This is a genomic window from Streptomyces rubiginosohelvolus (genome assembly GCF_014649875.1).
Classification (GTDB): domain Bacteria; phylum Actinomycetota; class Actinomycetes; order Streptomycetales; family Streptomycetaceae; genus Streptomyces; species Streptomyces rubiginosohelvolus.
In genome coordinates, this window is record NZ_BMTW01000001.1 from 579,595 (window position 1) to 604,458 (window position 24,864).

A 24,864-nucleotide genomic window follows, 5' to 3' on the forward strand; every position below is an offset into this window, starting at 1 on the left:
CTCTCGTCCCCGTCCACGATAGGCGGAGCCAACGACAACGCCGGACGGTCTGTGGATAACCGACCGTCCGGCGCTGCCGTCGCTCATACTGCGGGGGCTTCCCGCGCGGGCTGCCGCTACCGCACGAAGACTCCCGCCTGGCTCGCCAGGTCCAGGAAGTACTGCGGGGCGAGGCCCAGCACCAGGGTGACGGCGACGCCGACCGCGATCGTCGTCATGGTCAGCGGGGACGGGACGGCGACCGTGGGGCCGTCCGCCTTCGGCTCGCTGAAGAACATCAGGACGATCACGCGGATGTAGAAGAACGCCGCGACGGCCGACGAGAGCACACCGACGACGACCAGCGCACCGGCCCCGCCCTCGGCCGCCGCCTTGAACACCGCGAACTTGCCGGAGAACCCGGAGGTCAGCGGGATGCCCGCGAAGGCCAGCAGGAACACCGCGAAGACCGCCGCGACCAGCGGCGAGCGGCGGCCGAGCCCGGCCCACTTCGACAGGTGGGTGGCCTCGCCGCCCGCGTCGCGCACCAGCGTGACCACGGCGAACGCGCCGACCGTCACGAAGGAGTAGGCGAGCAGGTAGAAGAGGACCGAGGAGATGCCCTCCGGGTTGGCCGCGATGACGCCCGCGAGGATGAAGCCCGCGTGCGCGATCGAGGAGTAGGCGAGGAGCCGCTTGATGTCGGTCTGGGTGATCGCGACGATCGCGCCACCGAGCATCGTGACGATGGCCACCGCCCACATGACCGGCCGCAGGTCCCAGGTGAGGCCCGGCAGCGCCACGTACAGCAGGCGCAGCAGCGCACCGAACGCGGCGACCTTCGTGGCCGCGGCCATGAAGCCGGTGACCGGGGTCGGGGCGCCCTGGTAGACGTCCGGGGTCCACATGTGGAACGGGACCGCGCCGACCTTGAAGAGCAGGCCGGTCAGGATCATCGCGCCGCCGATGAGCAGCAGCGCGTCGTTGCCCATGGTGTCGGCGAGGGCGGGGTCGATCTCCAGGACCGAGCCGTCGACGACGTTGGCGATCCCGGCGTACGAGAGGGAGCCCGCGTAGCCGTAGACGAGGGCGATCCCGAAGAGCAGGAACGCCGAGGAGAACGCGCCGAGCAGGAAGTACTTCACGGCCGCCTCCTGCGACATCAACCGCTTGCGGCGGGCGACGGCGCACAGGAGGTAGAGCGGCAGCGAGAAGACTTCCAGCGCGATGAAGAGGGTCAGCAGGTCGTTGGCGGCCGGGAAGACCAGCAGCCCCGCCACCGAGAAGAGCAGCAGCGGGAAGACCTCGGTGGTGGTGAACCCGGCCCGCACCGCGGCCTTCTCGCCCTCGCCGCCCGGGACGGCCCCGGGCTGGGCGGCGAACGAGTCGACGCGGTTGCCGTCGCTGCCGGGGTCGAGCCGGCGTTCGGCGAAGGTGAACACCGCCACCATGGCGACCAGGAGAATGGTGCCTTGCAGGAACAGGGTGGGGCCGTCGATCGCGATGGCCCCCATGGCCGCGATCTGGGCCTTCGTGGTGCCGTATCCCCCGGCGGCGAGGCCGACGATCGCGGCGAACGAAGCGGCGACCGCGACCACGCTCAGGAAGAGCTGGGTGTGGTAGCGGGCCCGGCGCGGCACGAAGGCCTCGACCAGGATGCCCAGGACGGCGGCGCCCACGATGATCAGGACCGGCATCAGCTGGGTGTACTCGATCTTCGGCGCCGTGAACGAGTCGCCCGGCGCCGCCGCTGTCACCCCGCTCGCCGTCGTCCACAGACTGTGGACAGCTGTTGCGCTCACTTGGCGGCCTCCACCTCGGGCTGGGGGTCCTTCTTCTGTACGTCGGACATGGTGTGCTCCACCGCCGGGTTGACCACGTCGGTGAGCGGCTTCGGGAAGACGCCCAGGAAGATCAGCACGGCGATCAGCGGAACCGCGACCGCCAGCTCACGGGCCCGGAGGTCCGGCATGGAGCGGACCGATTCCTGCACCGGACCGGTCATCGTGCGCTGGTAGAGGACCAGGACGTAGAGCGCGGCGAGCACGATGCCGGAGGTGGCGATGATGCCGGCCACCGGATACGCGCTGAACGTGCCGACCAGGACCAGGAACTCACTGACGAACGGGGCGAGTCCGGGCAGCGACAGGGTGGCGAGCCCGCCGATGAGGAACGTCCCGGCCAGCACGGGGGCGACCTTCTGCACCCCGCCGTAGTCCGCGATGAGCCGCGAGCCGCGCCGGGTGATCAGGAAGCCCGCGACCAGCAGCAGCGCGGCCGTGGAGATGCCGTGGTTGACCATGTAGAGCGTGGCGCCCGACTGGCCCTGGCTGGTCATCGCGAAGATGCCCAGGATGATGAAGCCGAAGTGCGAGATCGAGGCGTAGGCGATGAGCCGCTTGATGTCGCGCTGGCCGACCGCGAGGAGCGCCCCGTACACGATGGAGATCAGCGCCAGGGTGATGACCACCGGCGTCGCCCACTTGCTGGCCTCCGGGAAGAGCCCGAGGCAGAAGCGGAGCATCGCGAAGGTGCCGACCTTGTCGACGATCGCGGTGATCAGCACGGCGACCGGGGCGGTCGCCTCGCCCATCGCGTTGGGCAGCCAGGTGTGCAGCGGCCACAGCGGGGCCTTCACCGCGAAGGCGAAGAAGAACCCGAGGAACAGCCACCGCTCGGTGCTGGTCGCCATCTCCAGGGAGCCGTTGGCGCGGGCCTCGGCGATCTCGGAGAGCGAGAAGCTGCCCGCGACCACGTAGAGGCCGATGACCGCGGCCAGCATGATCAGACCGCCGGCCAGGTTGTAGAGGAGGAACTTGACCGCCGCGTACGACCGCTGGGTCGCGGCGCTCTCGTCGGTGCCCGCGTGGGCCCGGTCGCCGAAGCCGCCGATGAGGAAGTACATCGGGATGAGCATGGCTTCGAACAGGATGTAGAAGAGGAAGACGTCCGTCGCGACGAACGACAGGATCACCATGGCCTCGACCATGAGGATCAGGGCGAAGAAGCCCTGCGTCGGACGCCAGCGCGTGGACTTCGTCTCCAGGGGGTCCGCGTCGTGCCAGGCGGCGACGATGACGAACGGGATCAGCAGCGCGGTGAGGCCGAGGAGCGCCACCCCGATGCCGTCGACGCCCAGTTCGTACCGGACGCCGAAGTCGGCGATCCAGGCCCGGGACTCGGTGAGCTGGTAGCGGTCGCCGCCCGGCTCGAACCGGAGGAAGACGACCGCCGCCAGGACGAGCGTGCCGAGCGAGAAGAGCAGCGCGAGCCATTTGGCCGCGGTGCGCCGTGCGGCGGGGACGGCGGCGGTGGCGATCGCGCCGATCGCCGGGAGCGCCGCCGTCGCCGTCAGGAGGGGAAAGGACATGTGATCAGACCGCCCTCATCAGCAGGGTCGCGGCGATGACGACCGCCGTACCGCCGAACATCGAGACCGCGTAGGTGCGGGCGTAGCCGTTCTGGAGCTTGCGCATCCGGCCGGAGAGCCCGCCGACCGACGCGGCCGTGCCGTTGACGACGCCGTCGACCAGGGAGTGGTCCACGTAGACCAGCGAGCGGGTGAGGTGCTCGCCGCCGCGGACCAGGACCACGTGGTTGAAGTCGTCCTGGAGGAGATCGCGGCGGGCGGCCCGGGTGAGGACCGAGCCGCGCGGGGCGATGACCGGGACGGGCTTGCGGCCGTACATCGCCCAGGCGATGCCGACGCCGATGACCAGGGCCACCACGGTGGCTCCGGTGACCGTGGCCGCGCTCAGCGGGGAGTGCCCGTGGTCGTAACCGGTGACCGGCTCCAGCCAGTTGACGAACCGGTCGCCGATCGCGAAGAACCCGCCCGCGAAGACCGAGCCGAAGGCCAGCACGATCATCGGGATGGTCATCGACTTCGGGGACTCGTGCGGGTGGGGCTCGTGGCCGTCCGCGTCCGGCTGCCAGCGCTTCTCGCCGAAGAACGTCATCAGCATCACGCGCGTCATGTAGAACGCGGTGATCGCGGCGCCCAGCAGGGCGACCGAGCCGAGGATCCAGCCCTCGGTGCCGCCCTTGGCGAAGGCCGCCTCGATGATCTTGTCCTTGGAGAAGAAGCCGGACAGGCCGGGGAAGCCGATGATGGCCAGATAGCCGAGCCCGAAGGTGATGAAGGTGACCGGCATGTACTTCCGCAGGCCGCCGTACTTGCGCATGTCGACCTCGTCGTTCATGCCGTGCATCACGGAGCCCGCGCCGAGGAAGAGCCCGGCCTTGAAGAAGCCGTGCGTCACCAGGTGCATGATCGCGAAGATGTAGCCGATGGGGCCGAGGCCCGCGGCGAGGATCATGTACCCGATCTGCGACATCGTGGAGCCGGCGAGCGCCTTCTTGATGTCGTCCTTCGCACAACCGACGATCGCACCGAAGATCAGCGTGACCGCACCGACGATGACGACGACCAGCTGGGCGTCCGGGGCGGCGTTGAAGATCGCGCCGGAGCGGACGATCAGATAGACACCGGCGGTGACCATGGTCGCGGCGTGGATGAGGGCGGAGACCGGGGTCGGGCCCTCCATCGCGTCACCGAGCCAGGACTGCAGCGGCACCTGGGCCGACTTGCCGCAGGCGGCCAGCAGCAGCATCAGGCCGATGGCCGTCAGCTTGCCCTGGCTCGTCTCGTCCGCCGACTCCAGCACCGGCCCGAAGGCGAAGGTGCCGAAGGTGGTGAACATCAGCATGATGGCGATCGACAGGCCCATGTCGCCGACCCGGTTGACCAGGAAGGCCTTCTTCGCGGCGGTGGCCGCGGTGGGCTTGTGCTGCCAGAAGCCGATGAGCAGGAACGACGCCAGACCGACGCCCTCCCACCCGACGTACAGCAGCAGGTAGTTGTCGGCGATGACCAGGATGAGCATCGCGGCGAGGAACAGGTTGAGATAGCCGAAGAAGCGGCGCCTGCGCTCGTCGTGCTCCATGTAGCCGATGGAGTAGATGTGGATCAGCGTGCCCACACCGGTGATGAGCAGGACGAACGTCATCGACAACTGGTCGAGCTGGAAGGCGATGTCGGCCTGGAAGCCTTCCACCGGGATCCAGCTGAACAGGTGCTGGTGCAGGGCCCGGTCCTCGGCGCCCTTCCCCAGCATGTCGGTGAAGAGGATCAGTCCGACGACGAACGAGGCGGCGGCGAGCGCGGTGCCGAGCCAGTGGCCGGTCTTGTCGAGCCGGCGGCCGCCGCAGAGCAGGACCGCCGCTCCGAGCAGGGGCGCCGCGACGAGCAGCGCAATCAGGTTCTCCACGTTTCCGACCCCTTACAGCTTCATCAGGCTGGCGTCGTCGACCGAGGCCGAGTGGCGGGAGCGGAACAACGACACGATGATCGCGAGCCCGACGACGACTTCCGCGGCGGCGACGACCATCGTGAAGAACGCGACGATCTGCCCGTCGAGGTTGCCGTGCATCCGGGAGAACGTGACGAGCGCCAGATTGCAGGCGTTGAGCATCAGCTCGACGCACATGAACACCACGATCGCGTTCCGCCGGATCAGCACCCCGGAGGCGCCGATCGCGAACAGCAGGGCCGCGAGGTAGAGGTAGTTGACCGGGTTCACTTGGCGGCCTCCGAATTCTCCGCCGCGGACGCGGGTTCCGCTCCGCGTGTCGTGGCGTCCGCGTCCTCACGTCCGAGCCGCTCCCCGGAGCGCTGCTCCAGGGCCTTGAGATCGGCGAGGGACTTCTGCGAGACGTCCCGGATCTGACCGCGCTCCCGCAGCGTCTGCATGACCGTGAGGTCGGACGGCGTGCCGTCGGGGAGCAGGCCGGGGATGTCCACCGCGTTGTGCCGGGCGTAGACGCCGGGGGCGGGGAGCGGCGGGAGGTGCTTGCCCTCGCGGACGCGCTGCTCGGCCAGCTCCCGCTGGGTCTTGGCCCGTTCGGTGCGCTCGCGGTGGGTGAGCACCATCGCGCCGACCGTCGCCGTGATCAGCAGGGCGCCGGTGATCTCGAAGGCGAAGACGTACTTGGTGAAGATGAGGTTGGCGAGTCCCTCGACGTTGCCGCCGTGCCGGGCATTGGCCGCGCCGAGCCCGTTGAACGTGGAGAGCGAGGCGTTGCCGATGCCCGCGATCAGCAGGATGCCGAAGCCGAGGGCGCATCCGGCGGCCATCCAGCGCTGCCCCTTGAGGGTCTCCTTGAGGGAGTCCGCCGCGGTGACGCCGACGAGCATGACGACGAAGAGGAACAGCATCATGATCGCGCCGGTGTAGACGACGATCTGGACGACGCCGAGGAAATAGGCCCCGTTGGCGAGGTAGAACACCGCGAGGACGATCATCGTGCCGGCGAGGGAGAGCGCGCTGTGCACGGCCCTCTTCAGCAGGACCGTGGAGAGCGCGCCGATCACGGCGACGGTGCCCAGGATCCAGAACTGGACGGCCTCGCCGGTGGAGGTGGTGGTGGCTGCGGCCAGGGCGTTCACGCGCCCACCCCCTTGTCGTGCCGGGTGGCGTCGGCGGCCCGGGTGGACTCGATGGGGTCCTCGTCGGGCTTGTCGCCCTCGCCCTTGGACACGGCCGTCTGCCGGACCGTACCGGGGGCGGCCTCGGTGACCACGCCCCGGTAGTAGTCCTGTTCGTCCATGCCGGGGAAGATCGCGTGCGGGCTGTCGACCATGCCCTCCTGCAGCCCCGCGAGCAGCTCGTCCTTGGTGTAGATGAGGCTCTCGCGGGTGGTGTTGGCCAGCTCGAACTCGTTCGTCATCGTCAGCGCCCGGGTGGGGCAGGCCTCGATGCAGAGTCCGCAGAGGATGCAGCGCGCGTAGTTGATCTGGTAGACGCGGCCGTAGCGCTCGCCCGGGGAGTAGCGCTCCTCCTCGGTGTTGTCCGCGCCCTCCACGTAGATCGCGTCGGCGGGACACGCCCAGGCGCACAGCTCGCAGCCGACGCACTTCTCCAGGCCGTCCGGGTGGCGGTTGAGCTGGTGGCGGCCGTGGAAGCGGGGCGCCGTCACCTTCGGCGTCTCCGGATACTGTTCGGTGAGCCGCTTCTTGAACATGGCCTTGAAGGTCACGCCGAAGCCGGCCACCGGGTTCTGGAACTTCTCCCCCGGCTCGTCCGCCCGGCCCGAGGACCCAGCGGATCCCGATGAGCCCGTGAGCTCTGGTTTCTCAGACACCGCCGGCCTCCTTTCCGTCACTCGCGTTTCCGTCACTCTGAGTATCCGGTCCACCACTGACAACGAGCTCCCGCTCACGTCGTGGAGTGCGCCTGGGCACCGGCGGCAGGCTCTGTCCGGGCAGCGGAGGCACCGGGAACCCGCCCGCCATCGGGTCGAAGGCGGGCTCGGGTCCGGCCGCTTCCGTCTCGGTCCGCCTCTTCCGGTCGCGGAACATGTCGACGACGAAGGAGATCAGCAGGATCGCGATCACCGCCGCACCGACGTACAGCACGATCCGGGAGAAGTCGTAACCCTCGTTGCGCAGGGCGCGGACGGTGGCGACGAGCATCAGCCAGACCACGGAGACCGGGATGAGGACCTTCCAGCCGAGCTTCATCAGCTGGTCGTAGCGGACCCGGGGCAGGGTGCCGCGCAGCCAGATGAAGAAGAACAGCAGCAGCTGGACCTTCAGGACGAACCAGAGCATCGGCCACCAGCCCTGGTTCGCGCCCTCCCAGAAGGTGCTGACCGGGTACGGAGCCCGCCAGCCGCCGAGGAAGAGGGTCACGGAGACCGCGGAGACGGTGACCATGTTGACGTACTCGGCGAGCATGAACATCGCGAACTTGATCGAGGAGTACTCGGTGTTGAACCCGCCGACGAGGTCGCCCTCGGACTCCGGCATGTCGAACGGCGCCCGGTTCGTCTCCCCGACCATCGTGATGATGTAGATGATGAAGGAGACCGGCAGCAGGATGACGAACCACCGGTCCGCCTGCGCCTCCACGATCGCCGAGGTCGACATCGACCCGGAGTAGAGGAACACCGAGGCGAACGCGGCGCCCATCGCGATCTCGTAGCTGATCATCTGGGCGCAGGAGCGCAGACCGCCGAGGAGCGGGTACGTCGATCCGGAGGACCAGCCCGCGAGGACGAGGCCGTAGATGCCGACCGAGGCGACCGCGAGGATGTAGAGCATCGCGATCGGCAGGTCGGTGAGCTGCATCGTCGTGCGGTGGCCGAAGATCGATACCTGGTTGTTGGCGGGGCCGAACGGGATGACCGCGATCGCCATGAACGCCGGGATCGCCGCGACGATCGGCGCCAGGATGTAGACGACCTTGTCGGCCCGCTTGACGATGACGTCTTCCTTCAGCATCAGCTTGATGCCGTCGGCGAGCGACTGGAGCATGCCCCAGGGGCCGTTGCGGTTGGGGCCGACGCGCAGCTGCATCCAGGCGACGACCTTGCGCTCCCACACGATGGAGAACAGCACGGTCACCATCAGGAACGCGAAGCAGAAGACCGCCTTGATGACGACGAGCCACCAGGGGTCGGTGCCGAACATCGAGAGATCCTCGGCGGCGAGGACGACGCCCTCGGGCGCCGTCGTGAGTGCGGCGAGGCCAGTCACGCTCGTACCTCCGATGGTTCGACGGGAGCGCCCGGTGCGGCGGCGGGGCCGATCCGCACCAGGCCGCCCGGGTTCACGCCGGTGTCGGCGGGGATGCCGCGTCCCACCGAGTTCAGCGGCACCCAGACCACCCGGTCCGGCATGTCGGTGACCTGGAGGGGCAGTTCGACGGTGCCGGCGGGTCCGGTGACGGCGAGCAGGTCGCCGTCCTTGACGCCGGTCTCGGCGGCGGTGACCGCCGAGAGCCGGGCGACGGCCGCGTGCCGGGTCCCGGCGAGCGCGGTGTCGCCCTCCTGGAGCCGGCCGAGGTCGAGCAGCATGCGGTGGCCCGCGAGGACCGCCTCGCCGTCGCCGGGCCGGGGCAGCGGCTGCGCACCCTCGCGCGGGTCGTCCGCGTGGCCGCCCTCCCAGCCGCCGAGCCGGTCCAGCTCGCGGCGGGCGGCGGTCAGGTCCGGGAGCGCGAAGTGCACGTCCATGGCGTCGGCCAGCATGTGCAGCACCCGGGAGTCGGTCGGCGCGAGCGTCCGGGACATCTGCTCGGGCTTCAGCGCCGCCTGGAACATCCGGACCCGGCCCTCCCAGTTGAGGAAGGTGCCGGACTTCTCCGCGACGGCGGCGACCGGGAAGACCACGTCCGCCCGGGCGGTGACCGCGCTCGGCCGCAGCTCCAGGGAGACCAGGAAGCCGACCTCGTTCAGCGCCTGGATGGCGCGGTTCGGGTCGGGCAGGTCCTCGACGCCGACCCCGGCGACGAGCAGCGCGCCCAGTTCGCCGGTGGCCGCGGCCTCGACGATCTGACCGGTGTCGCGGCCGTGCCGGGAGGGCAGTTCGGCCAGCCGCCACAGCTCCGCGACCTCGTCGCGGGCGCGCGGGTCGGTGGCCGGGCGGCCGCCGGGCAGCAGCGAGGGGAGCGCGCCGGCCTCGATCGCGCCCCGGTCGCCCGCCCGGCGCGGAATCCACACCAGGCGTGCGCCGGTGGCGGTGGCGGTGCGGATCGCGGCGGACAGTGCGCCGGGCACGCCCGCGAGCCGCTCGCCGACGATGATCAGCGCGTGCTCACCGCGCAACGCCTCGGCCGCCGCGGCCCCTTCGGCCTCCAGGCCGACGCCGCCCGCGAGCGCGTCCAGCCACTCGGTCTCGGTGCCGGGGGCGGCGGGCAGCAGGGTGCCGCCCGCCTTCACCAGGCCCCGGGTGGCGTGCGAGGCGAGCGCGAAGGTCTTCTGGCCGCTCTTGCGGTGGGCCTTGCGCAGCCTGAGGAAGACGCCGGGGGCCTCCTCCTCGGACTCGAACCCGACGAGCAGGACCGCGGGCGCCTTCTCCAGCGCGGTGTACGTGACGCCTTCGCCGTCGAGGTCCCGGCCGCGTCCGGCGACGCGGGCGGCCAGGAAGTCGGCCTCCTCGGCGCTGTGGACGCGGGAGCGGAAGTCGATGTCGTTGGTGTCGAGGGCGACCCGGGCGAACTTGCTGTACGCGTAGGCGTCCTCGACGGTCAGCCGGCCGCCGGTCAGGACACCGGTGCGGCCGCGGGCGGCGAGGAGTCCGGCCGCCGCGGCTTCCAGCGCCTCGGGCCAGCTCGCCGGTTCCAGTTCGCCGTCGGCGTTGCGGACCAGCGGGGTGGTGAGGCGGTCGCGCTGCTGGGCGTAGCGGAAGCCGAACCTCCCCTTGTCGCAGATCCACTCCTCGTTGACCTCGGGCTCGTTGGCCGCGAGGCGGCGCATGACCTTGCCGCGCCGGTGGTCGGTCCGGGTGGAGCAGCCGCCCGAGCACTGCTCGCACACCGAGGGCGTGGAGACCAGGTCGAAGGGGCGGGAGCGGAACCGGTACGCCGCCGAGGTGAGCGCGCCGACCGGGCAGATCTGGATGGTGTTGCCGGAGAAGTACGACTCGAAGGGGTCGCCCTCGCCGGTGCCGACCTGCTGGAGCGCGCCGCGCTCGATCAGCTCGATCATCGGGTCGCCCGCCACCTGGTTGGAGAACCGGGTGCAGCGCGCGCAGAGCACGCACCGCTCACGGTCCAGCAGCACCTGGGTGGAGATCGGGACGGGCTTCTCGAAGGTCCGCTTCTTTCCCTCGAACCGGGAGTCGGCGCCGCCGTGCGACATCGCCTGGTTCTGGAGCGGGCACTCGCCGCCCTTGTCGCAGACGGGGCAGTCCAGCGGGTGGTTGATCAGCAGCAGCTCCATCACGCCCTTCTGCGCCTTCTCGGCGACAGGAGAGGTGATCTGCGACTTGACGACCATGCCGTCGGTGCAGGTGATGGTGCAGGAGGCCATCGGCTTGCGCTGGCCCTCGACCTCGACGATGCACTGGCGGCAGGCGCCGGCCGGGTCGAGGAGCGGGTGGTCGCAGAAGCGCGGGATCTCGATACCGAGGAGTTCGGCGGCCCGGATCACCAGGGTCCCCTTGGGGACGCTGATCTCGATGCCGTCGATGGTCAGCGTGACCAGGTCCTCGGGCGGAACCGCCGCCTCGCCGCCCCCGGAGGGCGCACTCGTGGTGACTGTCATGCGTTCACCCCCCGGTGAGCGTTCTTGCCGTCGGTGTTCTTGTCGTCGGCCCAGGCCGTGGACCGGGCGGGGTCGAAGGGGCAGCCCTTGCCGGTGATGTGCTGCTCGTACTCCTCGCGGAAGTACTTCAGCGAGGAGAAGATCGGCGAGGCCGCGCCGTCGCCGAGCGCGCAGAACGACTTGCCGTTGATGTTGTCGGCGATGTCGTTGAGCTTGTCGAGGTCGGCCATCTCGCCCTTGCCGGCCTCGATGTCGCGGAGCAACTGGACCAGCCAGTAGGTCCCTTCGCGGCAGGGCGTGCACTTGCCGCAGGACTCGTGGGCGTAGAACTCGGTCCAGCGGGTGACGGCCCGCACGACGCAGGTCGTCTCGTCGAAGCACTGGAGCGCCTTGGTGCCGAGCATGGATCCGGCGGCGCCGACGCCCTCGTAGTCGAGGGGGACGTCGAGGTGCTCCTCGGTGAACATCGGGGTGGAGGAGCCGCCCGGCGTCCAGAACTTCAGCCGGTGCCCGGCCCGCATGCCGCCGCTCATGTCGAGGAGCTGGCGGAGCGTGATACCGAGCGGGGCCTCGTACTGGCCGGGGCTGGTGACATGGCCGCTGAGCGAGTAGAGCGTGAAGCCCGGGGACTTCTCGCTGCCCATCGACTTGAACCAGTCCTTGCCCTTGTTCAAAATCGCGGGAACCGACGCGATGGACTCGACGTTGTTCACCACAGTGGGACAGGCGTACAGACCGGCGACCGCAGGGAAGGGGGGCCGCAGCCGGGGCTGGCCACGCCGTCCTTCGAGAGAGTCGAGCAGCGCGGTTTCCTCACCACAGATGTACGCACCCGCACCCGCGTGCACCGTGAGTTCCAGATCGAGTCCTGAACCCAGGATGTTCGTCCCCAGATAACCCGCCTCGTACGCCTCTCGTACGGCCTCGTGCAGTCGTCGCAGCACGGGGACGACCTCACCGCGCAGGTAGATGAACGCATGCGAAGAACGGATCGCGTAACAGGCGATCACGATGCCCTCGATGAGGCTGTGCGGGTTCGCGAAGAGGAGCGGGATGTCCTTGCAGGTCCCCGGCTCCGACTCGTCGGCGTTGACAACTAGATAGTGCGGTTTGCCATCGCCCTGCGGGATGAACTGCCACTTCATCCCAGTGGGGAACCCCGCGCCACCACGGCCGCGCAGACCGGAGTCCTTGACGTACGCGATGAGATCGTCGGGCGCCATGGCCAGCGCTTTGCGCAGCCCTTCGTAGCCCTCGTGGCGGCGGTAGGTGTCCAGCGTCCAGGACTCGGGCTGGTCCCAGAAGGAGGAGAGGACGGGGGCGAGCAGCTTCTCGGGGCTCGTCCCGTTGTGGTCGATCTCGGCGGCCAAGGTCATCACTCCCCCTCCTCGGCTGCGGGCCCGGCCGGGTGCTCCGGGTCGGAGGCCGAGGTCTGCTGCGGTGCGTCGTGCGAGCTGAGCCGCTCGGTCGGCGACGGGTCGTGGACCTGCGCGTCCGGCGGCCCGTCCTGGGGCTGTCCGGCGCGCGGGGAGACCACGCGCGCCTTGGGAAGCGCCTCGCCCTTGGCGAGCTTCAGCCCGATCAGGGAGGCGGGGCCCGCGCCGCCGGTCGCCTCGACGGCGCCGGGGCGCTCGTCGGGGAAGCCGGCGAGGATGCGGGCGGTGTCCTTGTACGAGCAGAGGGGGGCGCCCCGGGTCGGCTCGACGGTCCGGCCGGCGATCAGGTCGTCGACGAGCTGCGTGGCGCTCTCCGGCGTCTGGTTGTCGAAGAACTCCCAGTTGACCATCACGACGGGCGCGAAGTCGCAGGCGGCGTTGCACTCGATGTGTTCGAGGGTGACCTTGCCGTCCTCGGTGGTCTCGTTGTTGCCGACCCCGAGGTGCTCCTTGAGCGTGTCGAAGATGGCGTCACCGCCCATGACCGCGCACAGGGTGTTGGTGCAGACGCCGACCTGGTAGTCGCCGCTCGGCCTGCGCCGGTACATGGAGTAGAAGGTGGAGACGGCGGTGACCTCGGCGGTGGTGAGGTCGAGCGTCTCGGCGCAGAAGGCGATGCCCGTACGGGAGACGTATCCCTCCTCGGACTGCACGAGGTGCAGCAGCGGCAGCAGGGCGGAGCGGCTGCCGGGGTAGCGGGCGAGCACCTCCTCGGCGTCCGCGTCGAGCCGGGCGCGTACCTCGGCCGGGTAGGGGGTGGCGGGGAGCTGCGGCATCCCCAGACTGACGTCTTGGCGTGAGGTGGTCACCGGTCGACGCCTCCCATCACGGGGTCGATGGACGCGACGGCGACGATGACGTCGGCGACCTGGCCGCCTTCGCACATCGCCGCCATGGCCTGCAGGTTGGTGAAGGACGGGTCGCGGAAGTGGACCCGGTAGGGGCGGGTGCCGCCGTCGGAGACGACGTGCACGCCGAGTTCGCCCTTGGGGGACTCGACGGCGGTGTACGTCTGTCCGGCGGGGACCCGGAATCCCTCGGTCACCAGCTTGAAGTGGTGGATCAGGGCTTCCATGGAGGTGCCCATGATGTTCCGGATGTGGTCGAGCGAGTTGCCGAGACCGTCGGCGCCGAGCGCGAGCTGGGCGGGCCAGGCGATCTTCTTGTCGGCGACCATGACCGGCCCGGGCTCCAGGCGCTCGATGCACTGCTCGATGATCCGCAGCGACTGGCGCATCTCCTCCAGCCGGATGAGGAAGCGTCCGTAGGAGTCGCAGGTGTCGGCGGTGGGGACCTCGAAGTCGTAGGTCTCGTAGCCGCAGTACGGGTCGGTCTTGCGCAGGTCGTGCGGGAGGCCGGCGGAGCGCAGCACCGGGCCGGTGGCGCCTAGCGCCATGCAGCCGGTGAGGTCGAGGTAGCCGACGTCCTGCATCCGGGCCTTGAAGATGGGGTTGCCGGTGGCGAGCTTGTCGTACTCCGGCAGGTTCTTCTTCATGGTCTTGATGAACTCGCGCAGCTGGTCGACCGCGCCCGGGGGCAGGTCCTGGGCGAGGCCGCCGGGGCGGACAAACGCGTGGTTCATGCGCAGTCCGGTGAACAGCTCGAAGAGGTCGAGAACCAGTTCACGATCGCGGAAGCCGTAGATCATGATCGTGGTCGCGCCGAGCTCCATGCCGCCGGTGGCGATGCAGACCAGGTGCGAGGAGAGCCGGTTGAGCTCCATCAGCAGCACGCGCAGGACGGTGGCCCGGTCGGGGATCTGGTCCTCGATGCCGAGGAGCTTCTCGACGCCCAGGCAGTACGCCGTCTCGTTGAAGAACGGCGTCAGGTAGTCCATGCGCGTGACGAAGGTGGTGCCCTGTGTCCAGTTGCGGAATTCGAGGTTCTTCTCGATGCCGGTGTGGAGATAGCCGATGCCGCAGCGGGCCTCGGTGACGGTCTCGCCGTCGATCTCCAGGATGAGGCGGAGCACACCGTGCGTGGACGGGTGCTGGGGGCCCATGTTGACGATGATGCGTTCGTCGTCGGACTTCACCGCGGACTCGACGACCTCGTCCCAGTCGCCGCCGGTGACCGTATATACGGTCCCCTCGGTAGTCGCTCGGGGTGTCGCGTGGGGAGTGGTCATCAGGAGTACGACCTCCGCTGGTCCGGAGCCGGGATCTGGGCGCCCTTGTACTCGACGGCGATGCCGCCGAGCGGGTAGTCCTTGCGCTGCGGGAAGCCCTGCCAGTCGTCCGGCATCATGATCCGGGTCAGGGCGGGGTGCCCGTCGAAGATGAGCCCGAAGAAGTCGTACGCCTCGCGCTCGTGCCAGTCGTTGGTCGGGTAGACCGCGACGAGCGACGGGATGTGCGGGTCGCTGTCCGGGGCGGACACCTCCAGCCGGATGATCCGGCCGTGGGTGAGCGAGCGCAGGTGGTAGACGGCGTGCAGCTCGCGGCCCTTGTCGCCCAGGAAGTGGACGCCGCTGACGCCCGTGCAGAGCTCGAAGCGCAGGGCGGGGTCGTCGCGCAGGGTGCGGGCGACCTGGACCAGGTGTTCGCGGGCGATGTGGAAGGTCAGCTCGTCGCGGTCGACGACGGTCTTCTCGATGGCGTTGGCGGGGAGCAGGTCCTGCTCCTCCAGGGCCCCTTCGAGCTCGTCGGCCACCTCGTCGAACCAGCCGCCGTAGGGCCGGGAGGCGGCTCCCGGCAGGGTGACGGTGCGGATGAGGCCGCCGTAGCCGGAGGTGTCGCCGCCGTTGTTCGCGCCGAACATGCCCTTGCGGACGCGGATGACCTCGCCGCCGGTGTCGCGCGGCGCCGGTACGGCGTTGGCGTTGTGCTCGTCGCCGTTGGCGTTGGGGTTCTCGGTCACCGCAGCAGCCCCTTCATCTCGATCAGGGGCAGTGCCTTGAGGGCCGCTTCCTCCGCCTCGCGGGCGGCCTCCTCCGCGTTGACCCCGAGCTTGGAGCCCTGGATCTTCTGGTGGAGCTTGAGGATGGCGTCCAGCAGCATCTCGGGGCGGGGCGGACAACCCGGCAAATAGATATCCACCGGGACAATGTGATCAACACCCTGCACAATGGCGTAATTGTTGAACATACCGCCAGATGACGCGCAAACTCCCATGGAGATGACCCACTTGGGATTCGGCATCTGGTCGTAGACCTGCCGCAGGACGGGCGCCATCTTCTGGCTCACCCGGCCCGCGACGATCATCAGGTCCGCCTGGCGCGGCGACCCGCGGAAGACCTCCATTCCGAACCGGGCCAGGTCGTAGCGGCCCGCGCCGGTCGTCATCATCTCGATGGCGCAGCAGGCCAGTCCGAACGTGGCCGGGAAGACGGAGGCCTTCCGCACCCAGCCCGCGGCCTGCTCGACCGTGGTCAGAACGAAGCCGCTCGGCAGTTTCTCTTCGAGTCCCATGGTGTGCCCCTCAGCCCCTCAGTCCCATTCCAGGCCGCCGCGACGCCACACATACGCGTAGGCGACGAAGACGGTGAGCACGAAGAGCAGCATCTCCACGAGCCCGAAGATCCCCAGGGCGTCGAAGGAGACCGCCCAGGGATAGAGGAAGACGATCTCGATGTCGAAGACGATGAAAAGCATCGCCGTCAGGTAGTACTTGATGGGAAAACGGCCGCCTCCGACCGGAGTCGGGGTGGGTTCGATACCGCACTCGTACGCTTCGAGCTTTGCCCGGTTGTAGCGCTTGGGGCCGATAAGCGTGGCCATGACCACGGAGAAGATCGCAAACCCTGCCCCGAGGGCGCCGAGCACGAGGATGGGCGCGTAGGCATTCACGCTCCTCGCTCCTTCCAGTCGTCCTTGACCTTTGGACCGCATCGGGCGACCGGCTCGCCACCTCACCAAGATCGTGCACATGTGAGGCAGTTCACAAGCCCGACTGCCCCGCATCCTATGCCCGGTCCCCTGTGATCTGCGACACGGGGTACGACAACGACTTTGTGATCTCCACCACCTGACGAAGGATCATGAAGTCGTATGAGCGGTGATCTTCGTACGCGAAGCGGCCGAGTGATCACGAGACGTGACATTCGATGGTGTTACCGCTGGCCAAAGGCGTGCCGCGCTATCAATGGAAGGGCTGTACAAGCAAATTGGCGATGGACTGCCCGAGGGTGATAAGGGACCCGGTCGACTTCGGTGCTCACCCGGACGAGGGGTGACCGGGACCGAAGGGGACATGTGCGCGCATTCACGAAGTTCCGGAAGGGGCGATTCCCGAGGCGGAGGGGGTCCGACGGTCGCCCGCCCCGGGCGACCCGCCCACGCGCATCGCGGGCGCGAGGGTTGCCTGGCTCGGCACCCTCGCACTGTGACCTGCGCCACTCGCCCTCCGGCACCAGGAAACCGGGCTTGGCCATCGGTGTGAACGGATGGTAAGCGACGGGCAATTCGGGCGTATTGCCGAAAGGCAGTGATCACGGGCCTGATCGCGACTGCCCGTTTTGCCCGTTACGGCGTCAATAAAGGCCCTCAGAAAGCGGATTCGGAGATTCCGAACGTAACTGTGTCGCAACACACGTTTCTTGATGGGACCCCTACAGCCCTGATAGCGCTAGTACCCATGTCCCACACCGCTCACATACCCAGCCACCGGAAGCCCCGTCAGCGCGCCTCGAAGTCGGCACTGCGGGCCGGAGTTGCCGGTGGCTTCCTCAGCACCATCGCGGTCGCGGGTGCCGCCGGTCCGGCCCAGGCCGAGCCGGTGACCCAGACGATCGAGATGCCCACGATCACGGACGGCCTCTCCACCGCTGTCGCCGCCTCCGCTCAGGCCACGCAGCAGGTCGCCCTCGACCTGGAGACGCAGGCCAGCGAGGACGCCGCCGCCGAGAAGGCCGCGAAGGCGGCCAAGAAGGCCCACGCCGAGGCTGTGCGCAAGGCCGAGGCCAAGAAGAAGGCCGAAGCCGCCGCGAAGGCCGAGGCGGAGGCCGAGGAGCGCGCCGAGCGCGCCTCCCGGACCTCCGAGCGCACGACGCTCAGCGCCTCCTCCGGCTCCTCGGACTCCGGCAGCTCCGCCTCCGCCCCGTCCTCCTCCTCCTCGAACGTGAGTGGTTCCGCCGCCTCCATCGTGGCGTTCGCCAAGGCCCAGGTCGGCGACGCGTACGTCTCCGGCGGCACCGGCCCGAACGCGTGGGACTGCTCGGGCCTCGTCCAGGCCGCCTACCGCACGGCGGGCATCGACCTGCCGCGCGTCTCCCAGTCCCAGTCGACGGCCGGCACCCAGGTCTCCCTGGACAACCTCCAGCCCGGCGACATCCTGTACTGGGGCGGCGCGGGCAGCGCGTACCACGTGGCGATCTACGTCGGTGGCGGCGAGTTCGTCGGTGCGCAGAACTCCAGCACCGGCACGGTGCAGCGCTCCATGGACTACGACCGGCCGACCGGCGCGGTCCGCGTTCTCTGATTCACAAGCGGGTCCCTGAGAGCCGCCGTTCCCCCGCTCGGGGACGGCGGCTCTTCGCCGTGGTCGCGGTGACGAGCACCGCCGCCACCATCAGCAGGGCGCTCACCCCGACCGGCGCCCGGTAGCCGAACCCCGCGCCCAGGGCCAGGCCGCCCGCCCACGGGCCCACCGTCGCCCCCAGGTTGAACGCGGTCGTCGAGGAGGCGCCGGCCAGCGTCGGGGCCCCGGGGGCGAGGCTCAGGACCCGAGTGATCAGGGCGGTGCCCGTACCGAAGGCGAGCAGGCCCAGCAGCGGGACCAGGGCCAGGGCGAGCACCGGGCTGCCCGCCGTCAGCGCCAGCGCCGACCAGCCGACGGTGAGAGCGGCCATGCCCGTGGCGACGACGGCGACCGGGTGGGCGTCCGCGTACCGGCCGGCCACCGTGACCCCGGCGAACGCCCCCGCCCCGAAGAGCGCCAGCGCCACCGGCACCCACCCCGCGCCAAGGCCCGACTCCCGGGTGAGGAGCGGCTCCAGATAGGAGAACGTGCAGAAGGTCGCCCCCTGCACCAGGGCCATCGTGAGCAGGACCGGCCGCAGCCGGGGACCGGTCAGGACCCGCAGTTCGTCCCGTACGGAGACGGAGGCGGCACCCTCGTCCGTAGCGCTCCGGCCGCCCGGGATGCTGCGCAGGACCGCGAGGAAGGCGGGCAGCGAGACGATCGCGACCGCCCAGAAGGCCGACCGCCACCCCCACCGCTCCCCCAGCACCGCACCGGCCGGTACGCCCACCACGCAGGCGACCGTCACGCCGCCGACCACCACGGCGGCGGCCCGGCCCTTCAGCCGGTCGGGGACCATCGCGACGGCGGTGCTCAGCGCGACCGCCCAGAACCCCGCGTTGGCGAGGGCCCCGACGAAGCGGGTCGCGAGGAGCACCCCGTAGCTGGGAGTGAGAGCGCCGACGGCGTGGACGGCGACGAACACCGCGAGGAAGAGGAGCAGCGCGCGGCGGCGCGGCCAGGTGCGGCCGGCCAGCGCCATGACGGGTGCGCCGACGACCATGCCGACGGCGAACGCGGAGGTGAGGAGGCCGGCGGCGGAGAGGGAGACGCCGAGGTCGGCGGCGATGCCGGAGAGAAGCCCGGACAGCATGAACTCGGAGGTGCCCTGGGCGAAGACCGCGAGCCCGAGGACGTAAACGGCGAATGGCATGGGTGAGTAGCCCCTTGGACGGAACCGTCGGGTGGACAGACAGACGGGGTGCGGGGATACGGGCCGCGCGGACGGCCGCGCCGGAGGTCCGGCGGGGCGGCGCGAAGGCGTGCCCGGCGGTGATCGGCCGGTGGCACGAATCCCGCGTACGGCGGTGCTTCAGCGCGTACGCGAGAGGGAACGGCCCGTACCCGCGGTGATCCGGCGGGCGTGGAACCGTGACGGAGGGACCGGTGACCCGGGAGGGGTCAGTCGGTGGAGCTCAGCACGGACACGGCCACCGGCGCACCGGTGGCCGGAGTCTGTCCGACTCGGGGCTGGCCATGGGTGAGAGCTTACCGGCGGCGGGGGCGGCGGTTGGGCCGCTCCTGCTCCCGGGCCGAGGTGGTGGGCGCGGGGAGCGCGTCGTACGCGGCGTCGAAGTCCTCGTCGTCGTCCGGCGCGGTCAGGTCCACGGCGAAGCGGGGCTCCAGGAAGAGGTCCTGGTGCTGGGGCAGGGAAGCGGTGGTCATGGCTGTCTGTCCTTGGGGTCGAGCAGCGCTGTAGCGGCTTGTTCCGTGCCCCGCCGGCCTGCGTTCGATAAGAGGATGCGATATGAGGGTGCGTCAAAGAGGTGGCACGCACCGCGTGCCGCCACGGGTGGGCGGGGGCGGGCGTGGGCCGGCCCGGGCCACCGATAGGGTCCGGCAGGCGCGCAAATCATCGCACACGATCACCCGTGGGGCTGAGGATTAACTCCCGGCGTGATGCGGAGGGCCGGGTTCGGGTGTCGTCCGGTGGTGTCAGAGGACGACACGGAAGTGGGTGGTCAGCCGCCGGTCCTCGCCCAGGATGTGAAACGCCAGGCCGGGCGGCTGGTCCCGGTCGGCCGGCCGGTCGCCCTCCCAGGGCAGGCGCAGGGTCCAGGTGACGGCGGGGCCGACGATCAGGGGGCGGCCCGCGAAGGTCGAGGCGGCGGCCGTGTGGGCGTGTCCGGTGAGGACGGCGACGACGCGCGGGTGGGCGTCGAGCAGGGCGGCGAGCCGCTCGGGCTCCTGGAGCATCCCGGCGTCCGGCAGCGGGTGGTGGAGTTCGACGGGCGGCTGGTGGAAGGCGATCAGCGCGGGGACGCCGTCCGGGAGAGCGCCGAGCGTGGTGTCGATCCAGGCGAGCGTCTCCGCGTCGAGGCGCCCCTCGTCCCGTCCGGGAATGGTCGCGTCACACATCAGGACGGCGGTTCCGGCGATGTGGTGGACCCGGTTGACGGGGGCGGTGTCCGGGGCCTCGCCGAGGAACGCCTTGCGGTAGGCGGGGCGGGCGTCGTGGTTGCCGGGGCACGCGAGTACGGGGAACGGCGCGTCCAGCAGGCGTACGGCCTCCTCGTACTCGGCCTCCGCCGCGTGGTCGGCGATGTCCCCGGTGACCAGCAGCGCGTCGACCGGGCGGGGCAGGGCCCGCAGGTACCCCATGACGCGGTCCGCCCGGTCCGTGGCACGGTCGCTGCCGTCCAGATGCAGATCGCTGATCTGAGCAAGCAACATGAGCAGCACTCCCCCGGCTAACGCTTATTCGTCTTCTTTCATTAGGACCCTAAGCTGGAGAGCGCAGACGTTCAAGAGACCTGGAGGGACAAGGCGATGACCGAGCGTCCCGTGATGGCACTGGCGGGCACCATCCGCCACGACGGGGACGGCGGGGTCCTCGACGACCTGGACACGGTCCGGGGAGCGCGTCGCTGGCTTCAGCAGCAGCCCGGCATCCTGGCCGTCGTCACCGGGAAGCCGGTCCTCGACGAGGAGCTGAGAGAGGCGGTCGTCGACGTACGGCGGGCCGTCCGGGCCCTGTTCGCGCGGGTGGTCAGCCCGGCCCCGCCGAGCCCGGCCGACGCCCACCGCCTGCTGCCCGTCGACGAGGCCCTGCGACTGCTCAACGAAGCCGCGGCCCGGGAGCCGGTGGCTCCCCAACTGGACTGGCCCGCCGAAGGGCCGCCCACGGCAGGCCTGTTGTCGGCCGAGGGCGAACCGGGCGTACGGCTGGTCGCGGCACTGGCACGCGACGCCGTGGACTTCCTGAGCGGGCCGCAGCGCGAGCACCTGCGCGCCTGCCGCGCGCCGCGCTGCGTCCGGTATTTCGTCAAGAGCCACGGCCGGCAGGAGTGGTGCAAGCCGTCCTGCGGCAACCGGGCGCGGGTGGCCCGCCACTACGAGCGGGCGCGCGCGACGGGCTCCCCCCGGATCAGGCCTTCGGCGCCACCTTCGACAGGCCGTTGATGATGCGGTCCATCGCGTCGCCGCCCTGCGGGTCGGTCAGGTTGGCGAGCATCTTGAGCGTGAACTTCATCAGCAGCGGGTGGGTCAGGCCGCGCTGGGTGGCGACCTTCATGACCTTCGGGTTGCCGATCAGCTTCACGAAGGCGCGGCCCATCGTGTAGTAGCCGCCGTAGGTCTCCTTGAGGACCTTCGGGTAGTTGTTCAGGGCCAGTTCGCGCTGGGCGGGGGTGGCGCGGGCGTGGGCCTGGACGATGACGTCGGCCGCGATCTGGCCGGACTCCATGGCGTACGCGATGCCCTCGCCGTTGAACGGGTTGACCATGCCGCCCGCGTCGCCGACGAGGAGGAGGCCCTTGGTGTAGTGCGGCTGGCGGTTGAAGGCCATCGGGAGGGCGGCGCCCCGGATGGGCATCGTCATGTTCTCGGGGGTGTAGCCCCAGTCCTCCGGCATCGAGGCGCACCAGGCCTTGAGGACCTCGCGCCAGTCCAGCTCCTTGAAGGCGGAGGAGGAGTTGAGGATGCCGAGGCCGACGTTGGAGGTGCCGTCGCCCATGCCGAAGATCCAGCCGTAGCCGGGCAGCAGCCGGTCCTCGGCGCCGCGCCGGTCCCACAGCTCCAGCCAGGACTCCAGGTAGTCGTCGTCGTGGCGGGGCGAGGTGAAGTACGTGCGGACGGCGACGCCCATCGGGCGGTCGTCGCGGCGGTGCAGGCCCATCGCGAGGGAGAGGCGCGTGGAGTTGCCGTCGGCGGCGACGACGAGCGGGGCGTGGAAGGTGACCGGGGTCTTCTCCTCGCCGATCTTCGCCTCGACGCCGGTGATGCGGCCGGTGCGCTCGTCGCGGATGGGGGCGCCGACGTTGCAGCGCTCGTACAGCCGGGCGCCGGCCTTCTGCGCCTGGCGGGCCAGCTGCTCGTCGAAGTCGTCGCGTTTACGGACCAGCCCGTAGTCCGGGTAGGAGGCGAGGTCCGGCCAGTCGAGCTGGAGGCGGACGCCGCCGCCGATGATGCGCAGGCCCTTGTTGCGCAGCCAGCCCGCCTCCTCGGAGATGTCGATCCCCATGGAGACGAGCTGTTTCGTGGCGCGGGGCGTGAGCCCGTCGCCGCAGACCTTCTCGCGGGGGAAGGCCGTCTTTTCCAGCAGCAGGACGTCCAGTCCGGCCTTGGCGAGGTAGTACGCGGTCGTGGAGCCGGCAGGGCCCGCTCCGACGACGATGACATCCGCGCTGTGCTCGGAGAGGGGCTCGGTCACGGTCGGATCTCCCGAAGACTCGAATTCGCGTGCCGCGCGGCACATGTCCCGTGCAGTCTATGGGGGCCTGCGAACCAACCCTCCGAAGGGCTCCCTCATGTCGATCGCGCCTGCCACGCCCCACGCTTCGGCCCCCGCCGTACGCCTCCGTGTTCCGACCGACGAAGACGCCCTGAACTGGTACCGGGTCTTCGACGACCCCGAGGTGATGGAGTTCTTCGGCGGCCGCCGGGCCGACCTGTCCGTGTACGAGGAGCTCACCGCCCGCCAGCGCCGCCACGACGCCGAGTTCGGCTACTGCCTGTGGACGCTCACGGACGAGGAGGACACGGTCCTCGGCTTCACCGGGGCGCAGCCGTGGCCGCACACGCACTACGGGCCGGTCGGGGCGATCGAGATCGGCTGGCGGCTGGGGCGTACGGCGTGGGGGCGCGGGTACGCCACCGCCGCCGCCCGCGCCACGCTGGAGCGGGTGCGGGCGGCCGGGGTGGGCGAGGTGGTCGCGATGATCCACTCCCGTAACGCCCGTTCGATGGCGGTCGCGGAGCGGCTCGGGATGCGGCGGGCCGAGTCGTACGACACCCCGCGCGGCCAGGAGGCCGTCTGCTTCCGGCTGGAGTTGTGAGACCCCGCAGGTGACTCAGGCGCGGGTGGCCCGGTGCAGGGCCACCACGCCGCCGGTCAGGTTGCGCCACGCGACCTTCGACCAGCCCGCCTTCTGGAGCAGTGCGGCGAGGGCGGGCTGGTCGGGCCAGTCGCGGATGGACTCGGCGAGGTAGACGTACGCGTCCGGGTTGGACGACACCGCGCGGGCGGCCGGCGGGATCGCCCGCATCAGGTACTCCGTGTAGACCGTGCGGAACGGGGTCCAGGTCGGCTGGGAGAACTCGCAGATCACGACCCGGCCGCCGGGCTTCGTCACCCGGTACAGCTCGCGCAGCGCGACCTCGGTGTCCTGGATGTTGCGCAGCCCGAAGGAGATCGTGACGGTGTCGAACGTCTCGTCCCTGAACGGCAGCTTCATCCCGTCGCCCGCCGTGAACGGCATCCACGGGTGGCGCTCCTTGCCGACCTTGAGCATGCCCAGCGAGAAGTCACAGGGCACGACGTAGGCGCCCGCCTTCACGAAGGGCTGCGAGGAGGTCGCCGTACCGGCCGCCAGGTCGAGGATCTTCTGCGCGGGGCGGGCGTCGACCGCCGCCGCGACCGCCTTGCGCCACAGCCGGGCCTGGCCGAGCGAGATCACGTCGTTGGTCAGGTCGTAGTTGGCCGCCACACCGTCGAACATCGAGGCGACTTCGTGCGGCTGCTTTTCCAGGGAGGCTCGGGTCACCCTTCCATTCAAGCAGCCGCACCACCGGGATCAGTGAGGGCGGTCGCCCGCGATGGCCACGCGCTCCGCGACCCGGCGGTACGGGGCGTAGTCGTTGACCGCGTAGTGCTGGGTGGCCCGGTTGTCCCAGAACGCGACGTCGCCCGCCCGCCAGGAGAACCGCACCTGGAACTCCGGAGCGTGCGCCTGCTGGAACAGCAGGCGCAGCAGCCGGTCGCTCTCCTCCTGCGCGAAACCGACGATCCGGGTGGTGAACGACGCGTTGACGAAGATCGTGCGGCGGCCGGTGACCGGGTGGCGGCGCACCACCGGGTGCTCGACCGGCGGGAACTCCTCCTGGTGCGCCGCCAGCCGCTCCGGCGGGTAGAAGCGGGCGAACCCGGGGATGAAGTCGTGCACCGCCCGCGCCCCCTCGATGCGCTCCTTCACCTCATCGGGCAGGTTGTCGTACGCGGCCGCCATGTCCGCCCACAGCGTGTCGCCGCCCACCGGAGGCACCTCGCGCAGTTGGAGGACCGCGCCGAGGGCGGGGCGCTCGCGGAAGGTGACGTCGGTGTGCCAGACGTTCTCGAAGGTGGGCACGGTGGTGCGGTCGAGGCGGGCCACCTCGGGGTCGTCGCCGGTGGCGAGGAGCGGGTTGGTCTCCAGCTCGCCCCAGAGCCCGGCGAACGCCCGCTGCTGCTGCGAGGTGAGGTGCTGGTCGCGGAAGAACAGCACCTTCCACTCCAGCAGCGCCCGGTCCAGCTCGGCGCGCACGTCCGCCTCCAGCGGGCGGGACAGGTCGACGCCGTGGATCTCCGCGCCGATGACCCGGCCGAGCGGGACCAGGCGGAGGCGCTCGTACGGGCGGTCGGTCCAGCCCTCCGGGACCCGGCGCAGCTCGCGCGGGCCCTCGTACAGGCCGTCGGCGGGGATGCGGTGGTCGCGCAGGACGGGGGTCGTCGCGGTGGTCATGATCC

23 protein-coding genes are annotated in these 24,864 nt (G+C 70.2%); 3 read left to right on the forward strand and 20 right to left on the reverse strand.

The features are described from left to right. Positions 1-116: 116 nt before the first annotated feature. The 14 genes from nuoN to IE134_RS02820 are packed head-to-tail and all read right to left on the reverse strand — an operon-like array spanning position 117 to position 16,249. The gene (nuoN, locus tag IE134_RS02755) at positions 117-1,781 is read right to left on the reverse strand and encodes an NADH-quinone oxidoreductase subunit NuoN (protein ID WP_189429480.1); all 1,665 of its coding nucleotides are present in this window, start codon (positions 1,779-1,781) and stop codon (positions 117-119) included. After that, positions 1,778-3,349 carry an NADH-quinone oxidoreductase subunit M gene (locus IE134_RS02760; RefSeq protein ID WP_010060925.1) on the reverse strand — a complete coding sequence of 524 codons (1,572 nt, stop codon included), beginning with the start codon at positions 3,347-3,349 and terminating at the stop codon, positions 1,778-1,780. The genes nuoN and IE134_RS02760 overlap by 4 nt, the downstream gene beginning before the upstream one ends. 4 nt (positions 3,350-3,353) lie before the next feature. Beyond that, positions 3,354-5,249 (reverse strand): NADH-quinone oxidoreductase subunit L, encoded by a 1,896-nt coding sequence (nuoL, locus tag IE134_RS02765; RefSeq protein ID WP_030709353.1) that lies wholly within the window; start codon positions 5,247-5,249, stop codon positions 3,354-3,356. A 12-nt stretch (positions 5,250-5,261) separates the two neighbouring features. After that, positions 5,262-5,561, reverse strand: coding sequence for an NADH-quinone oxidoreductase subunit NuoK (gene nuoK, locus IE134_RS02770; RefSeq protein ID WP_007451729.1), 300 nt, complete (start codon positions 5,559-5,561; stop codon positions 5,262-5,264). Beyond that, entirely contained in the window at positions 5,558-6,427 is an 870-nt protein-coding gene (locus tag IE134_RS02775; RefSeq protein ID WP_030709356.1) for an NADH-quinone oxidoreductase subunit J, read from the reverse strand. Before IE134_RS02775 ends, nuoK begins: the two co-directional genes overlap by 4 nt. Continuing rightward, a complete protein-coding gene (nuoI, locus tag IE134_RS02780) occupies positions 6,424-7,122 on the reverse strand; it encodes an NADH-quinone oxidoreductase subunit NuoI (protein ID WP_044376615.1) in 699 nt (232 codons plus the stop codon). Before nuoI ends, IE134_RS02775 begins: the two co-directional genes overlap by 4 nt. Next, entirely contained in the window at positions 7,115-8,518 is a 1,404-nt protein-coding gene (gene nuoH / locus IE134_RS02785; RefSeq protein WP_189429483.1) for an NADH-quinone oxidoreductase subunit NuoH, read from the reverse strand. The genes nuoI and nuoH overlap by 8 nt, the downstream gene beginning before the upstream one ends. Beyond that, positions 8,515-11,025: an NADH-quinone oxidoreductase subunit G gene (locus IE134_RS02790; RefSeq protein ID WP_030709362.1), complete on the reverse strand. Its 2,511-nt coding sequence runs from the start codon at positions 11,023-11,025 to the stop codon at positions 8,515-8,517. The genes nuoH and IE134_RS02790 overlap by 4 nt, the downstream gene beginning before the upstream one ends. Beyond that, positions 11,022-12,404, reverse strand: coding sequence for an NADH-quinone oxidoreductase subunit NuoF (gene nuoF, locus IE134_RS02795; protein WP_023608518.1), 1,383 nt, complete (start codon positions 12,402-12,404; stop codon positions 11,022-11,024). Before nuoF ends, IE134_RS02790 begins: the two co-directional genes overlap by 4 nt. Beyond that, complete coding sequence (nuoE, locus tag IE134_RS02800; RefSeq protein WP_030709365.1) at positions 12,401-13,237, reverse strand: NADH-quinone oxidoreductase subunit NuoE; 837 nt, start codon at positions 13,235-13,237, stop codon at positions 12,401-12,403. The genes nuoF and nuoE overlap by 4 nt, the downstream gene beginning before the upstream one ends. 29 nt (positions 13,238-13,266) lie before the next feature. Beyond that, positions 13,267-14,589, reverse strand: a complete 1,323-nt coding sequence (locus tag IE134_RS02805) for an NADH-quinone oxidoreductase subunit D (protein WP_030709367.1) — start codon at positions 14,587-14,589, stop codon at positions 13,267-13,269. After that, positions 14,589-15,320 carry an NADH-quinone oxidoreductase subunit C gene (locus IE134_RS02810; protein WP_030709373.1) on the reverse strand — a complete coding sequence of 244 codons (732 nt, stop codon included), beginning with the start codon at positions 15,318-15,320 and terminating at the stop codon, positions 14,589-14,591. Before IE134_RS02810 ends, IE134_RS02805 begins: the two co-directional genes overlap by 1 nt. Beyond that, positions 15,317-15,871: a NuoB/complex I 20 kDa subunit family protein gene (locus IE134_RS02815; protein WP_010060943.1), complete on the reverse strand. Its 555-nt coding sequence runs from the start codon at positions 15,869-15,871 to the stop codon at positions 15,317-15,319. Before IE134_RS02815 ends, IE134_RS02810 begins: the two co-directional genes overlap by 4 nt. A gap of 18 nt (positions 15,872-15,889) precedes the next feature. Further along, positions 15,890-16,249: an NADH-quinone oxidoreductase subunit A gene (locus tag IE134_RS02820; protein WP_030579150.1), complete on the reverse strand. Its 360-nt coding sequence runs from the start codon at positions 16,247-16,249 to the stop codon at positions 15,890-15,892. A 787-nt stretch (positions 16,250-17,036) separates the two neighbouring features. On the opposite strand from IE134_RS02820, the gene IE134_RS02825 reads away from it, so the two are divergent. Continuing rightward, positions 17,037-17,879, forward strand: coding sequence for a C40 family peptidase (locus tag IE134_RS02825; RefSeq protein WP_030709375.1), 843 nt, complete (start codon positions 17,037-17,039; stop codon positions 17,877-17,879). Between the two features lies 1 nt (position 17,880). Here the strand turns inward: IE134_RS02825 and IE134_RS02830 are convergent, their stop codons facing one another. From IE134_RS02830 to IE134_RS02840, 3 genes are all read right to left on the reverse strand, one after another. After that, the gene (locus tag IE134_RS02830; RefSeq protein ID WP_189429485.1) at positions 17,881-19,074 is read right to left on the reverse strand and encodes a Cmx/CmrA family chloramphenicol efflux MFS transporter; all 1,194 of its coding nucleotides are present in this window, start codon (positions 19,072-19,074) and stop codon (positions 17,881-17,883) included. A 335-nt stretch (positions 19,075-19,409) separates the two neighbouring features. Continuing rightward, positions 19,410-19,586, reverse strand: coding sequence for a hypothetical protein (locus tag IE134_RS02835; RefSeq protein ID WP_164873533.1), 177 nt, complete (start codon positions 19,584-19,586; stop codon positions 19,410-19,412). Positions 19,587-19,856: 270 nt separating this feature from the next. Further along, complete coding sequence (locus IE134_RS02840; RefSeq protein ID WP_030709380.1) at positions 19,857-20,594, reverse strand: metallophosphoesterase; 738 nt, start codon at positions 20,592-20,594, stop codon at positions 19,857-19,859. A gap of 96 nt (positions 20,595-20,690) precedes the next feature. On the opposite strand from IE134_RS02840, the gene IE134_RS02845 reads away from it, so the two are divergent. Continuing rightward, positions 20,691-21,323 (forward strand): CGNR zinc finger domain-containing protein, encoded by a 633-nt coding sequence (locus IE134_RS02845; protein ID WP_030709382.1) that lies wholly within the window; start codon positions 20,691-20,693, stop codon positions 21,321-21,323. On the opposite strand, the gene IE134_RS02850 is transcribed toward IE134_RS02845, so the two are convergent. After that, complete coding sequence (locus IE134_RS02850) at positions 21,289-22,572, reverse strand: geranylgeranyl reductase family protein (RefSeq protein ID WP_006126787.1); 1,284 nt, start codon at positions 22,570-22,572, stop codon at positions 21,289-21,291. The genes IE134_RS02845 and IE134_RS02850 overlap by 35 nt on opposite strands. Positions 22,573-22,669: 97 nt before the next feature. On the opposite strand from IE134_RS02850, the gene IE134_RS02855 reads away from it, so the two are divergent. After that, entirely contained in the window at positions 22,670-23,197 is a 528-nt protein-coding gene (locus IE134_RS02855) for a GNAT family N-acetyltransferase (RefSeq protein ID WP_030709384.1), read from the forward strand. Positions 23,198-23,212: 15 nt separating this feature from the next. Here the strand turns inward: IE134_RS02855 and IE134_RS02860 are convergent, their stop codons facing one another. Next, a complete protein-coding gene (locus IE134_RS02860) occupies positions 23,213-23,905 on the reverse strand; it encodes a demethylmenaquinone methyltransferase (RefSeq protein WP_030709386.1) in 693 nt (230 codons plus the stop codon). 30 nt (positions 23,906-23,935) lie between these two features. After that, positions 23,936-24,859, reverse strand: coding sequence for a TauD/TfdA dioxygenase family protein (locus IE134_RS02865; RefSeq protein ID WP_030709388.1), 924 nt, complete (start codon positions 24,857-24,859; stop codon positions 23,936-23,938). Positions 24,860-24,864: the final 5 nt, after the last annotated feature.